General features: G+C 71.9%; 10 protein-coding genes. 5 read left to right on the top strand and 5 right to left on the bottom strand.

Annotation, left to right across the window (positions count from 1 at the left end; genetic code table 11):
• Positions 1-148 precede the first annotated feature (148 nt).
• The 5 genes from ABT053_RS02140 to ABT053_RS02120 all read right to left on the bottom strand — a co-directional run bounded on the left by ABT053_RS02140 (position 149) and on the right by ABT053_RS02120 (position 5704).
• Positions 149-826 carry a cupin domain-containing protein gene (locus tag ABT053_RS02140; protein ID WP_350966958.1) on the bottom strand — a complete coding sequence of 226 codons (678 nt, stop codon included), beginning with the start codon at positions 824-826 and terminating at the stop codon, positions 149-151.
• A gap of 150 nt (positions 827-976) precedes the next feature.
• Positions 977-1852, bottom strand: a complete 876-nt coding sequence (locus ABT053_RS02135) for a DUF6807 domain-containing protein (protein WP_350966957.1) — start codon at positions 1850-1852, stop codon at positions 977-979.
• On the bottom strand, positions 1843-2874 hold the full coding sequence (locus ABT053_RS02130; protein ID WP_350966956.1) for a Gfo/Idh/MocA family protein: 1032 nt from the start codon (positions 2872-2874) through the stop codon (positions 1843-1845). The genes ABT053_RS02135 and ABT053_RS02130 overlap by 10 nt, the downstream gene beginning before the upstream one ends.
• Before the next feature lie 181 nt (positions 2875-3055).
• A complete protein-coding gene (locus tag ABT053_RS02125; RefSeq protein ID WP_350966955.1) occupies positions 3056-4351 on the bottom strand; it encodes a glycoside hydrolase family 30 protein in 1296 nt (431 codons plus the stop codon).
• A gap of 342 nt (positions 4352-4693) precedes the next feature.
• Positions 4694-5704: a LacI family DNA-binding transcriptional regulator gene (locus ABT053_RS02120; protein WP_350966954.1), complete on the bottom strand. Its 1011-nt coding sequence runs from the start codon at positions 5702-5704 to the stop codon at positions 4694-4696.
• 174 nt (positions 5705-5878) lie between these two features.
• On the opposite strand from ABT053_RS02120, the gene ABT053_RS02115 reads away from it, so the two are divergent.
• The 5 genes from ABT053_RS02115 to ABT053_RS02095 are packed head-to-tail and all read left to right on the top strand — an operon-like array spanning position 5879 to position 13411.
• Positions 5879-7177, top strand: a complete 1299-nt coding sequence (locus tag ABT053_RS02115; protein ID WP_350966953.1) for an extracellular solute-binding protein — start codon at positions 5879-5881, stop codon at positions 7175-7177.
• Between the two features lie 8 nt (positions 7178-7185).
• On the top strand, positions 7186-8187 hold the full coding sequence (locus ABT053_RS02110; protein ID WP_350966952.1) for a carbohydrate ABC transporter permease: 1002 nt from the start codon (positions 7186-7188) through the stop codon (positions 8185-8187).
• 8 nt (positions 8188-8195) lie between these two features.
• Positions 8196-9008 carry a carbohydrate ABC transporter permease gene (locus tag ABT053_RS02105; RefSeq protein WP_350966951.1) on the top strand — a complete coding sequence of 271 codons (813 nt, stop codon included), beginning with the start codon at positions 8196-8198 and terminating at the stop codon, positions 9006-9008.
• A 51-nt stretch (positions 9009-9059) separates the two neighbouring features.
• Entirely contained in the window at positions 9060-10439 is a 1380-nt protein-coding gene (locus ABT053_RS02100; protein WP_350966950.1) for a glycoside hydrolase family 5 protein, read from the top strand.
• Positions 10436-13411, top strand: a complete 2976-nt coding sequence (locus ABT053_RS02095; RefSeq protein ID WP_350966949.1) for an endo-1,4-beta-xylanase — start codon at positions 10436-10438, stop codon at positions 13409-13411. Before ABT053_RS02100 ends, ABT053_RS02095 begins: the two co-directional genes overlap by 4 nt.
• Positions 13412-13648 lie beyond the last annotated feature (237 nt).

The following is a 13648-nucleotide window of genomic DNA, read 5'->3' as shown; positions in this document are numbered from 1 at the left end:
AGATCGCACCGACATTTCCCCGTCCTCGCCGCCATGGAACACCGTTCTCGGCGTCACGGAACACCGGGCGTCACGGAACACCGGGCGTCACGGAACACCGGGCGGCGCGCGCCGCCGCGCCGCCCGGTGTCACGCCCCCCCGGGTCTCTCAGGCCCGGCCCCGTCCGGGGGGGTCCTGGGAGTCCGCCGGGTAGGTCATCAGGTGGCCGCACATGCCGTCGCGGGGGACGGCGGGCAGCCGGGTGACCGCGGCCTCGCGCAGGTGGCCGAGGTCGCCGTCGCGCAGGGCCGCGAGCTGGGCGCCCGTCGTCTCGGCGGCGCGCAGCGGGCCGTCGCGCCAGCGCGCCTCGAAGGCGTCCAGGCGCGGGGCGACGATCCCGGCGGCGGCCTCCAGGAAGGCGGCGAAGGCCGGGCGGCCCCCGGCGCGGAGCCTCAGGAACCCCTCGACGGCGAGGTCGCGGCGCTCGCGCGGGTCCGAGCGCGCGGCACGGGCGTAGCAGGCGGGGTCGGCGAGGACGTCCGGGGGGAAGGTCAGGACGGCGTCGCCGGCCTCGGGCAGGCCGCTGTTCTGCATGAGGACCACGATGCGCAGGCCGCCGTCGTTGACCAGGCGGTGGACCGTGCCGGGGGTGAACCGGACGACGGAGCCGGGAGCCAGCGCCGTCTCCTCGTACCCGCTCCAGGTCAGGGTCTGGACGGCGCCGGAACCGGCGACCACGGCGTACGCCTCGGCGCACAGCGTGTGCAGGTGGGGCGAGCCTCCGCGCAGGCCGTCCTCGGTGGGCCAGTCGTAGACGGTCAGATCGCTCACGCCTGTGCCGAACACGGATGCTCCCCACTCCTGCCGGACATTCCTGTCGAACGTTTCACCTGAGCTTTAATCGAAGATTTCCCCCGGACGTTTCACCCGGGCGCCCCGGCCGGGCTCCGGCCGGGCTCCGGCCGGACGTTCCCGCTGGACGCCGGGCCGGGCCGGTCACGCCGGTCCCGGATCCGGGCGCTCCGTTCCTGGGCGCTCCGCCTCTGGGTACGGGTGTTCCTTGACGTACGCCTCCAGCCGGGCCCGGTCCCAGGCGCCGGTGGCCACTACCATCCGGTAGCCCAGGCGCAGCGTGGCGCCGGGCGGCAGGACCAGCTCGCGGTGGAACGCGATGGACGGGTTGACGGCCGCGAACGGCGTCGTGCGGACGAACCAGACGGTGGGCAGGGCGCTCTGGAACAGCAGGGTGGACGAGCGGTCCACCTCGTCGTGGTGGCCGGTGTAGGCCAGCCACGCCGACTCCTCGCCCATCATCCCCGGCCCCTCGCCGCTCTCCGCGATCACCTGCCCGTGCTCGAAGGAGCGGGGCCCGCGCCAGAACAGGCCGCAGTACCCGGCCATCGGGCGGCCGTTGGTGGTGGGGCTGCCGAAGACCAGCTCCCGCCCGCGCACGTTGGTGATCGCGGTGGACAGCTCCAGCGCCCAGGAGTCGTCCAGCACGTCCCGTACCTCGAAGGTCCTCAGCTCGTCCACCCAGTGCTCGCCGCCCTGGGTGTGCCAGGTGAGGCGCTCCACGCCGGGGGAGAGGAACTCCTCGTGCCGCATGGTCCCGTTGTTGGGCAGGTTCACGTAGCCGGAGGCCTCGCGGACGTAGCTGCCGCCGCCCCAGAAGTTCTCCCCCGACAGGTGGGAGACGGTCAGCTGCAGGCCCTTGTGCCAGCGGTGGTCGTGCGGGCGGAAGGTGCTGACCACGTCCCCGGCGAGGGTCCTGATCGGGTGGAAGTACGGTTTGGGCGACTCGAAGACCGGGGTGTCCGGCAGGTGGACGTAGCGCAGGATCTCGACGCCGCGCTCGGTGAAGGTCAGCTCCATGCGTGTCCGTCCAGGCGGTGGTAGGCGGGATGGTCGGGGGTGAGGTCGGCGCGGAGCACCGGCCCGCCGGTGAACGCCGACGCGTACAGGCCGGTGATGAGTTCGAGCGCCTGGCGTCCTTCGGGGCCGCTCATGGGCGGCCGCTCGCCGCGCTCGTAGGCGTCGAGCAGCTCCGCCAGCTGTGCCTCGTGCGAGCTCGGCAGGTCCTCGGGCGGGTTCCAGCGCGTGGAGGTGGAGGTCCAGTCGGCGTTGCGGTAGCCGTACAGGTGGCGCAGTTCCACGGTCGCCCCGGTGTAGTCGAAGCGCAGGTAGCTCTCCTCGCGCCGGGACAGCACGCTGTTGACCACCGAGGCCATGGCGCCGGAGGCGAAGCGGACGGCGGCCATCGAGACGTCCTCGGTCTCGATGCGGCGGTCCAGGGTGCCGGTCATCGCGCGGATCTCCGACCAGTCGCCGAGGATCGACAGCATCAGGTCCATCTGGTGGATGCCGTGCCCCATCGTGGGGCCGCCGCCCTCGGTCTCCCACCGGCCGCGCCAGGGCACGTCGAAGTAGGCGTGGTCGCGATACCAGGCGGTCACGCAGAGCGCGACGAGCGGGCGGCCCAGCTCGGGGGCGAGGGCGCGCAGGTGCCGCGCGCCGGAGCCGAACCGGTGCTGGGAGACGACCGAGGCGTAGCCGGGCCCCTCGGCCGCCGCGATCAGGTCGTACTCGGCCAGCGACAGGCAGGCGGGTTTCTCCGCCCACACCCAGGCGCCCGCCTTCAGGCAGGTCACCGCCTGGGCGGCGTGCAGGTGCGGCGGGGTGCACAGGTGGACGAGGTCGGGCCGCTCGGCGTCGAGCATCGCCTCCAGGGAGGTGTACGCCCCCGGGATCGCGTGCTCGGCGCAGAACGCCCCGACCCGGGCCTCGTCCACGTCCGCGGCGGCCACCACCCGCGCCCGGTGCGCCTGGGCGCGCAGCGCGGGCAGGTGGCAGATCCCCGCGATGCCGCCGGTGCCCACGACCGCCACCCGGATCATCCGGACCCTCCTTCCGGCGCGCACGGCCCTTCTTGTGCGTACGGCCCTTCCGGCGCGTACGGCCCGGGGCCGGGCGGTCCCGCCGGTCCGGGGAGGGCGGGCTCGGGCGGGCTCCCGGCCTCCGGTCGCGGGGAGCACGAAGCGCGACCGGAGACCCGGAGGCCGCCCGCGGGCGGGCGCGTCACCGTACGACCACCGTCGTCAGGGAGCGCGGGGCGAGGGTGAGGGTCCTGCCGGACCTCAGTCCCGGGAGCGGGGTGGCGGTGAGCGAGTTGTCCCCGTCGGTCAGGTAGGCGGTGGCGCGGCCCGGCCGGGTGGCGATCGTGGTGGTGACGGGGGCGGTGGCGGTGTTGAGGATCTCGACGACCTCCGAGCCCCCGGCGTTGCGGAAGGCGGTGACCTTCAGCGCGGGGTCGGCCGAGGCGACGGAGAGCCGGACCGCGCCGGGCCGGACGAAGCGGCTGTAGGCGGCCAGCGCCCACAGCCGCTTGGAGACGCGGTAGGTCGCGGTGGCCTCGTCGATCTGGATCAGCCCCCGGGTGGCGCCGCGCGAGGCGCCGAACCAGAAGACGTAGCCGTTCGCCCTGCCCAGGGTGAGCGAGTCGTGGATCTGCTGGGCGACCGCGAAGCCGTCGTAGCCGCTGCCGTCGTCCCACGCCTCGTTCCAGGTGGTCCCGTTGGGCGACCACTCCGACATCCACACGGGCCGGTCGGTGGGCAGCGGGCCGTCCACCGGGCTGACGTAGGGGTGCCCGGCGTGCGTGGCGACCCACCGCCGCGCGACGGGGTCGGCCTCGATGGCCGCGGTGTACTCGCGCTGCTGGGCCCACCCGGCGGCGTCGCAGCAGACCACCTTGAGGCCGGTACGGGCCGCGGTGGGGCCGAGCACCTTGACGAACTCGGCGGCCTCCTTGGGGGTGAACCGCATCGAGGCGTACGAGACGGTGAGGTCGGGCTCGTTGGTGAACCCGATGTCGGTGATCCTGATGCCCTCCCGGGCGTAGAACTTCGCGTACTGCACCAGGTAGTTCGCGTACGCCTGCCGCCAGGCGGGGAGCAGCGTCCCGCCGTTGCTGTCGGAGCCGTTGTCCTTCATGTAGCCGGGGGCGCTCCAGGCGTCGGCGTAGAAGCGGTTCACGCCGTAGCGCCTGGCCTCCTTGGCCAGCCAGACCTGGCCGCCGTCGTCGCCGTCCCAGACGTACCTCGGCGGCGCGGTGGGCCCGCCGGGGTCCTCGGGCTGGATGGAGGTCATCAGGTCGTACGGGCTGCCCGCGGGGGAGGAGCCGATGCCCAGGCGCAGGATGCTCAGCCCCGCGCCCTTCTCGGGGCTGAGCCACAGGTCGAGGATCTCCCGCTGCTTGGCGGCGGGCAGCGCGCGGACCAGCTCGTTGCGCCGGAACGCCTGCGAGAACCCGAAGCCGTCGATCCGCTGGAGAACGCCGTGGTGGTCCACTCGGATGCGGGAAGCGCTTTCCATGGTGACAGGGCTGAATCCAAGGAGGGGAAGTACGAGGATCGGTGCCAGCAGTGCCCGGTGACGTCGAGACATGCGGAAACCCGCTTTCCGAAAGTTTCACAAGATTCCCGAGACATTTCGTGCGAGTACCGTAAATGTTTCGAAAGCAGCCGTCAACAGCCGGGCCCGGCACGGGACGGGAGCGGCGGGGCCGGCGGGGTCGGCAGGGGCTGCGGGGTCGTCGAACGAGGGTGCCGGGGGTGCGGGCGCGAAGGGGGCACGAAGGGGCACGAAGGGGGCGCGGGCGGTGCCGCCGGGTGAGGTCGGCCGGGTGGGCGGCAGGGAGGGGCCCGGTCGGCGGGGTCAGCCGGGCAGGCGGGTGGTGCTCTCGCGGACGAGGAGGTCGGTGGCGAGCTCCACCCGCCGGGGCTCGTGGCCGCCGCGGTCGAGGCCGAGCACCATCCGGGTGGCGAGCGCCGCCATCTCCTGGAGCGGCTGGCGCACGGTGGTCAGCGGGGGCCACGCGGAACGCGCCAAAGGCAGGTCGTCGAAGCCCACCACGGACAGGTCGCCGGGGACCCGCAGGCCGCGCTGCCTGGCCGCCTCGAAGACGCCGAACGCCTGCATGTCGCTGCCCGCGAAGATCGCGGTGGGCGGCTCCTCCAGGGACAGCAGGTCGTGGCCGTAGTCGCGGCCCGAGCCGACCAGGAAGTCGCCGTATCTGATGAGCGCCGGGTCCACCGCGATCCCGGCGGTCTCCAGCGCCGCCCGGTAGCCGTCGACGCGGGCCCGGCTGCACAGCATGTCGGCCGGGCCGCCGATCATGCCGATCCTGCGGTGGCCCAGCTCCAGCAGGTGGCGGGTGGCGGCCAGGCCGCCGTTCCAGTTGGTGGCGCCGACCGAGGCGACCCCGGGCGGCGGCTCGCCCTCCGGGTCCACCACGACGAACGGGATGGACCTGGCGGCCAGCTGGCCGTGCTGGTCGGCGCTGATGCGGGAGCCGACCAGGATGGCCCCGTCGGTGCGCCGGGCGGCGATCCGTTCCACCCAGTCCCTGCCGGGTCCGGCGTGGCTGTGCAGGACCGAGACGACCACCCCGGCGTCGACCTCGCGGGCCGCGGTCTCCACGCCGCGTACCAGCTCCATCGCCCACGGGCTCTCGATCTCGGTGAAGACCAGGTCGACCAGGCCGACGGGGGCGTCGCCCTGGCCGGTCCTGCGCCGGTAGCCGTGCTTGTGCAGCAGGTGCTCGATCCGCTGCCTGGTCTCGGACGCGACCTCGGGCCGCCCGTTGATGACTTTCGAGACCGTGGGCGCGGAGACCCCGGCCTCCTCGGCGATCAGGGCGATCGTCACACGCGGCTTGCTTGGCATGCGGCGAATACTAACTGAAACCTTTCGGACACCTCCCGGCGGTGGTGGCCGTTGACGTCCGGGATCGCTACCACGGGGCTATTGACGGGTAACCGGGAATTTACCTATCCTCCGGATCACGAAATATTCGGGGAATATATGAAAATTTCAAGCTAACTCCCGAAAGGGGATCCCATGCTGAGTCGGCGAGGCGTGGTGGCTCTGGCGGCGTCCGCTCTGCTTCTCGGAGCCTGCGGGACGAGCGGGGACGGCGAGGGGGCACAACCAGGCGCGAGCACCGGCTCGGAGAAGGTCACCTTCGAGTTCTGGAACCTGGCGACGGCGGAACCCCTCAAGGGGTTCTGGGCCAACCTCATCAAGGAGTACCAGACGGCCCACCCGAATGTGACGATCAAGAACATCGCCATCGAGAACGACTCCTACAAGCCGAAGCTCGCCACGCTCACCCAGTCGGGCAAGGCGCCCGACCTCTACTCCACCTGGGGCGGCGGCGTCCTGAAGCAGCACATCGAGGCGGGCCTGGTCAAGGACCTGTCGTCCGACGCGGGCGACGTCATCGGAGCCCTCACCCCGGCGGCCCTGTCCGCGTACCAGTTCGACGGCAAGACCTACGGGCTGCCCACCGACATCGGCATGGTCGGCTTCTGGTACAACAAGGCGCTGTTCGAGAAGGCCGGCATCACCGCCCCGCCCGCCACCTGGACCGAGTACCTGGACGCGGTGAAGAAACTGAAGGCCGACGGGACCGTCCCGATCGCCCTCGCGGGCAAGGCCAAGTGGCCCGGCCACTACTACTGGGCCTACCTGGCCATGCGGGTGGCCGGGCTGGACGCGCTCAAGCAGGCCGGCACCACCAACGACTTCACCGGCCCCGACTTCGTCGCCGCCGGGCAGCGGCTCAAGGAGCTCGTCGACCTCCAGCCGTTCCAGAAGGGCTTCCAGGGCGCCGACTACTCCACCCCCGACGGCCAGGCCGCGACCATGGGCAACGGCAAGGCCGCGATGGAGCTGATGGGCCAGTGGGCCCCGTCCGTGCAGGCGGACGCGGGCAAGGGCCTCGGCGACGACCTCGGGTTCTTCACCTTCCCCGCCGTGGAGGGGGGCAAGGGCGCCGCGGGTGACGCGTTCGGCGGCGGGGGCGGCCTCGCCCTGGGCGTCGACGCCCCGCCCGCCGCGCTGGACTTCCTGAAGTTCGCGCTCAGGCCGGAGAACCACAGCAAGGCCGTCAAGGCCGGAGCCGTCCTGCCCGTGCTCAAGGCGGGGGAGGAGGCGGCCGTCACCGACCCCCACATCAAGACGGTCTCCGAGACCCTCTCGGCCGCGAGCGGCTTCCAGCTCTACCTCGACCAGGAGTACCCGCCCGCCGTCGGCCAGGAGGTCAACGACGTCGTGGCCGAGCTGATCGGGGGCACCAAGACGCCGGAGGAGGTCGTCCAGGCCATCACCGAGACGGCCAAGTCGGAGTCGGAGTAGCCGCCCGGATGAAGACGGCGACGACGGCGACGACGACGGGGCCGGGCGCACGTCCGGCCCCGCGCGCGGGAAAGCCCGCCACGAGGCGGGGGCGGGGGCGCAACGGCCCCCGCCGGGGACGCGGCTGGGTCACCGCGATCCTGTTCGTGCTCCCCGCGCTGGTCCTGTTCACCCTGCTGGTGCTGGCGCCGATCCTGGTGGCCGGATACACCAGCCTCTTCAAGTGGAACGGCATCGGCCCGCCGGACGACTTCGTCGGCCTGGACAACTTCACCCGGCTGTTCCAGAGCGACATCTTCGCCGGGGACCTGCGCAACGGCGCCATCCTGATCGTGCTGGGCCTGGCGGTGCAGCTGCCGCTCTCGCTGGGCCTGGCGGTGATGCTGAACCAGCGGATCCGCGGGCGGGCCTTCTACCGGCTGCTGTTCTTCGCGCCGTACATGCTCTCCGAGGCGATCACCGGCGTGCTGTTCTCGCTGATCCTGTCGCCCGAGGCGGGCCTGGCCAACCAGCTGCTCGTCTCCTGGGGGCTGGAGCCCTGGTCCTGGCTGTCGGAGCCGGACACCGTGATGTTCTCGCTCTTCCTGGTGATCACCTGGAAGTACTTCGGGTTCCACATGATCATCTATCTGGCGGGCCTGCAGGGCATCCCCAGGGAGCTGAGCGAGGCGGCCAGGATCGACGGCGCCGGCAGCTGGGCGGTGTTCCGCCACGTCACGCTGCCGCTGCTCGGCCCGACCGTCCGGGTCAGCGCGTTCCTGTCCATCATCGGCACGATCCAGCTCTTCGACCTGGTCTGGATCCTCACCGGCGGCGGTCCCTCGCACGCCTCGGAGACCATGGCCGTCAGCATGTTCGAGTACGGCTTCAAGCGGTCCCAGATCGGCTACTCCAGCGCGATCAGCGTCGTCATGTTCCTGATCAGCCTCGTCTTCGCCCTCGGCTACCAGCGGTTCGTGCTGCGCCGGGACCTGGAGGGGGCCAGCACCACCATGGGAGACCGCCGATGATCGCCCGCTTGCGCACGTTCCCGGTCCACGCGGTCATCTGGGTGGCGGCCGTCTTCATCGTCGTCCCCTTCCTGTACGGCCTGCTCGGCGGCTTCAAGACCTCCGGCCAGCTCTCCGTCAACCCGCTGGGCCCGCCCTCCCCGTGGGTGACGGAGAACTACACCGACGTGATCGCCTCCGGCGCGTTCTGGCGCCAGCTCCTCAACAGCCTGTTCATCGCGGTGACGACCACCGCGCTGGTCGTGGGGCTGTCGGCGATGGCCGCCTTCGCCTTCGCCCGGTTCGCCTTCCGGGGCCGGGAGTTCCTGTTCACGCTGTTCGCCATCGGGCTGATGTTCCCGTTCGCGGTGGCGATCCTGCCGCTGTTCGTCCTGCTGCGCACGTTCGGCCTGCTGGACAACCCGCTCGGGGTGATCCTGCCGCAGGCCGCGTTCGGCCTCCCGCTGACCGTGATCATCCTGCGGACGTTCTTCCGGTCCATCCCCAGGGAGGTCGAGGAGGCCGCCGTCATCGACGGCTGCACCCCCTTCGGCTTCTTCTGGCGGGTGCTGCTGCCGATCGCCAGGCCCGCCCTGGCCACGGTCTCGGTGCTGGCGATCGTGGCGAGCTGGAACAACTTCTTCCTCCCGCTGGTCGTCTTCAACGACCCGAACCTGTGGACGCTGCCGCTCGGCGTCCAGCAGTTCCAGGGGGAGTACATGGCCGACACCGCCAGGATCCTGGCGTACGTCATCGTCTCGATGGTCCCCGCCCTGGCCTTCTACGCCGTCGCCGAGCGCCAGCTCATCAGCGGCCTCACCGCGGGAGCCACCAAGGGCTGACCCGAATCCCATCGCTTTGTAGGCCCATCGCTGTGTAGAGAGTGAGACACCATGACCCTGAGTGTCGCCGGATCCCGTCTCGTCGATTCGGCCGGCACCCCGGTACGGCTGCGTGGAGTGGGCCTCGGGGGCTGGCTGAACATGGAGAACTTCATCACCGGCTACCCGGCCAACGAGTCCGCGATGCGCGAGGCCGTCCGGCGGGTGCTGGGGGAGGACCGGGCCGAGCTGTTCTTCGACCGGCTGCTCACCTCGTTCTTCGGCGCGGACGACGCCGCGCTGCTCGCCGGGCTCGGCGTCAACTGCGTCCGCATCCCGATCAACTACCGCCACCTGGAGTCCGACGACCGCCCCTTCGAGATCGTCGAGCACGGCTTCCGCCACCTGGACCGGGTGATCGGCCTGCTCGCCGAGCACGGCATCCGCAGCGTCGTCGACCTGCACGCCCTGCCCGGCGCGCAGAACCAGCACTGGCACTCCGACAACCCCACCCACGTCGCCGCGTTCTGGCAGCACCGGCACTTCCAGGACCGCGCCGTCCACCTGTGGGAGGTGGTGGCCGACCGGTACCGGGACAACCCCTGGGTGGCCGGATACAACCCGATCAACGAGCCGGGCGACGAGAGCGGGCGGGTCGTCGGCCCCTTCTACGACCGCCTGGTCAAGGCCGTGCGCGCCGTCGACCCGCACCACGTGCTGTTCCTGGACGGCAACACCTACTCCACCGACTTCTCGATCTTCCGCGAGGTGTACGAGAACACGGTCTTCGTCTGCCACGACTACGCCCTGGCCGGGTTCGCGCACGGCGGCCCCTACCCCGGCCACACCCGCGGCGAGTGGGTGGACCGGGCCCAGCTGGAGCTCTCCTTCGAGCGGCGGACCGCCTTCCAGCGCGAGACCGGCACCCCCATCTGGGTCGGAGAGTTCGGGCCCGTCTACACCGGCGACCCGGAGATCGACCGGCAGCGCTACCGGATCCTCAGCGACCAGCTGGAGATCTTCGACTCCTACGGGGCCGGCTGGTCGCTGTGGACCTACAAGGACGTCGGGCTGCAGGGCCTGGTCAGCGCGGGCGAGCCGTACATGGGCCGGTTCGGCGACTTCATCGCGAAGAAGGGACGGCTGGGCGCGGACCGGTGGGGCTCGACGATGGAGGAGTCGGCGAGCGACCTGGCCCCGCTGCACCGGCTGATGGAGACCGAGTTCCCGTCCTGGAACCCCTACCCGTGGGGCGCCCGCTACCAGACCGACGACCTGATCCGGCACATCCTCATCGCGCAGGCACTGCTCCCCGAGTACGCGGAGCTGCTGCGCGGCCGTTCCGACGAGGAGCTGACCGCCCTGGCCGACTCCTTCGCCCTCGCCCGCTGCGTCCGGCGGCAGCCGCTGCTGGACCTGCTCGCGGAGAACCTGCGCGGCGAGGAGTCGTGAAGGCGCCGCTCGTGAGGGCGCCACGATCAGCGGTCCTCGTTCTGCTGTCCCTCGTGCTGTCCCTGGTGGCGGGCGCGACGGCGGCGATACCGGCCACCGCCACCGCCGCCACCGCGGCCACGATCGCCACCTACGACTTCGAGTCGGGGACCCAGGGCTGGGGGCCGCGAGGCGCCGGGGTGTCGGTCGCCACGGCCCCGGCCCCCGCGCACGGCGGCACCGGGGCCCTGCTCACCACCGGCCGTACCGCGACCTGGCACGGCGCGGCCGTCACCCCGCCGTTCGAGAAGGGCGTCGCCTACGAGGTGACCGGGTGGGCGCGGGCCGCCGACGGCAGCCCGTCCTCGACGGTCGCGCTCACCGTGCAGCGCACCCCGGCCGGGGGCGAGGCCGTCTACGAGCGGGTCGCGGCGGCCGTCGTCACCGACGCCGCGTGGGTCCGGCTGTCGGGGACCTACACCTACGCGGCCGACTCGGAGCTGTCGCTGTACGCCGAGAGCTCCGGGGAGACCGTCGGGTTCCTGCTCGACGACATCGTGGTCACCGCCGACACCGACCCCACCCGGTCCGGCCTGACCAGCGACTTCGAGACCGGCACCGTCCAGGAGTGGGCCCCGCGCGGCGGTTCGGTCCTGGCGGCCGGGGCCGCCTCCGCGCGCACCGGTTCGTACGGCCTGGGCGTGACGAACCGGCAGGCCTCCTGGGACGGCCCGTCGCGGAACGTCCTGGGCAGGGTGGCCAAGGGGTCGAAGTACACCCTGTCGGTGTGGGTGCGCAGCGCCGCCGCCCAGAGCCTGGGCCTGTCGGCCGAGCGGCGGCTGGGCGGCACCCCCGCCTACGAGCGGGTGGCCGCGCCCAGGGCCCTGGCCGCAGGGGAGTGGACCGAGCTCACCGGCACCTACACCCTCGCCCACGACGTGGACTTCCTGAGCGTCTACGTGGAGTCGGCCGAAGGGACTGAGCCCTTCGACGTCGACGACTTCCGGCTGGTCTACGTCGAGCCCAAGCCCATCCAGACGGACATCCCCGCGCTGAAGGACAAACTGCCGTTCACGATCGGCGCGGCCTTCTACCGGGGTGCCACCCTGGGCGAGCACGCCAAGCTCATCACCCGGCACTACGAGAGCGTCACTCCCGGCAACAGCCTCAAATGGGACGCCACCGAACCGGCCGAGGGCGAGTTCACCTTCGCCGACGGCGACCACCTGGTCGACTGGGCGACCGCCAACGGCCTGGAGTTCCGCGGGCACACCCTCGTCTGGCACAGCCAGACCCCCGCCTGGGTGTTCGAGGGCGCCACCAAGGAGATCCTGCTCCGGCGGCTGGAGAACCACATCCGCGCCGTGATGGGCCGCTACAAGGGGAGGATCGGCACCTGGGACGTGGTCAACGAGGTCGTCGACGAGAACCGGGCCGACGGGCTGCGCCGCTCCCCGTGGTACGAGATCGCCGGGCTCGACTACATCAGGACCGCCTTCCGGGTCGCCCGCGAGGTGGACCCGGACGCGACGCTCGTCATCAACGACTACAACACCGAGTTCCCGCGCAAGCGGCAGGCCCTCTACGACCTGGTGCGCAAGCTGCGCGCCGAGGGCGTGCCGATCGACGCGGTCGGCCACCAGCTGCACGTCAACGTCGAGCAGCCGCCCGCCTCGTACATCGAGGACACGATCGAGAAGTTCGCCCGGCTGGGCGTCGAGCAGCAGGTCACCGAGCTGGACGTGAGCGTCTACACCGACTTCACGAGCTCCTACGACACGGTGCCCGCCGGGGTCCTGGCCCTGCAGGGCCACCGGTACAAGGAGATCTTCGACGTCTTCCGGCGCCAGGCCCGCCACCTGTCGTCGGTGACGATCTGGGGCGTCGCCGACGACGCGACCTGGCTGTCGTCCTTCCCGATCACCCGGCTCAACCCGCCGCTGCCCTTCGACGACGAGCTCCAGGCCAAACCCGCGTACTGGGGCATCGCCGACCCGGGCAGGCTGCCCCCGGTCAGCCGGAGCCTGAACGCGCCCGCAGGCACGGTCGCGGTGGACGGAAAGCGGGACGAGCAGTGGGACCTGCTGCCCGGCGCGCCCATCGCCAGGACCGGCGACCTGTCGGCGGCCTGGCAGGCGCGCACCACCCCCGCCGGGCTGTACGTGCTGGCCGAGGTCACCGACCCCACGGACGACAGGACCGACACCGTCACGTTCACCGTCGGGGACACCCCGTACCGGATCCAGCGGGGCGGCACGCACGCCCACGGGTTCAGGGCGCACACCAAGAAGACCGCCACCGGCTACCGGGCCGAGGCGCTGCTGCCCTCCGGCACGGCGACAGGTGTCCGGGTCGCCGTGGCGGACGCGGGCCGGAAGGAGACCGCCTGGACGGGTGAGGTGGTCCCCCTCCCGGCGATCAGGACGACCTCCGCGCCGAAGGGCGCCCCCGTGGTGGACGGCGTCGTGGACGCCGCCTGGAACAGGGTCCCCGAGGCCACCACCGGCACCCGGATCCAGGGCACCTCGGGCGCGACCGCCAGGGTGAGGGCGATGTGGAAGGCGGGCACCCTCCACGTCCTGGCCCGGGTCACCGACCCCGTGCTCAGCGAGGAGTCGCCGAACGCCTGGGAGCAGGACTCCGTCGAGATCTTCGTGGACCCGGAGAACAACAAGTCAAAGGGCTACGACGATGACGACGGCCAGTACCGGATCAGCTTCACCGGAAAGAAGACCGTCGGCGGCACCTTCGACGCCTTCGCCGTCAAGGACAACCTGACCGGCGCGGCCACCCGCGTCGCGGGAGGCTACGTGGTCGAGGCGGCGATCCGGCTGCCCACGGTGACACTGGCGCAGGACGTCCTGCTCGGCTTCGACGTCCAGGTCAACGACGCCACGGGCACCGCCCGCACGGCCGCCGCGACCTGGAACGACCCGACCGGGCGGAGCTACGCCGACACGTCGAGGTGGGGGGTGCTCCGGCTCGCCAAGTAGGGACGACCGCCAGACCGCCGGGCCCGTCCTCCTCCTGGGACAGGGCCCGGCTCCCGGGGGGTGCCGGGCTCGGCCACCAGGGGGGTGGGCCCGGCACTTCCCTCCGGGAACCCACGCCCGGAGGACCACCCGGCCCGGGAGACGGGGGCGGACTCCTGACACGCTCGCGTACGCCGACCCGATCTCGGGAAACCGGGGCGGACCCCTGACACGCTCGCTTACGCCGACCCGGTCTCG

Source organism: Streptosporangium sp. NPDC002524, from assembly GCF_040295985.1.
Classification (GTDB): domain Bacteria; phylum Actinomycetota; class Actinomycetes; order Streptosporangiales; family Streptosporangiaceae; genus Streptosporangium.
This window is presented reverse-complemented; position numbering and strand designations above follow the sequence as displayed.

What these genes read in the sequence shown, in the direction of transcription:
- ABT053_RS02100 (WP_350966950.1), top strand. Translation starts at nt 9,060, where the DNA reads ATGACCCTGAGTGTCGCCGGATCCCGTCTCGTCGATTCGGCCGGCACC.
- ABT053_RS02130 (WP_350966956.1), bottom strand. Translation starts at nt 2,874, where the DNA reads ATGATCCGGGTGGCGGTCGTGGGCACCGGCGGCATCGCGGGGATCTGC.
- ABT053_RS02135 (WP_350966957.1), bottom strand. Translation starts at nt 1,852, where the DNA reads ATGGAGCTGACCTTCACCGAGCGCGGCGTCGAGATCCTGCGCTACGTC.
- ABT053_RS02125 (WP_350966955.1), bottom strand. Translation starts at nt 4,351, where the DNA reads ATGGAAAGCGCTTCCCGCATCCGAGTGGACCACCACGGCGTTCTCCAG.
- ABT053_RS02110 (WP_350966952.1), top strand. Translation starts at nt 7,186, where the DNA reads ATGAAGACGGCGACGACGGCGACGACGACGGGGCCGGGCGCACGTCCG.
- ABT053_RS02120 (WP_350966954.1), bottom strand. Translation starts at nt 5,704, where the DNA reads ATGCCAAGCAAGCCGCGTGTGACGATCGCCCTGATCGCCGAGGAGGCC.
- ABT053_RS02115 (WP_350966953.1), top strand. Translation starts at nt 5,879, where the DNA reads ATGCTGAGTCGGCGAGGCGTGGTGGCTCTGGCGGCGTCCGCTCTGCTT.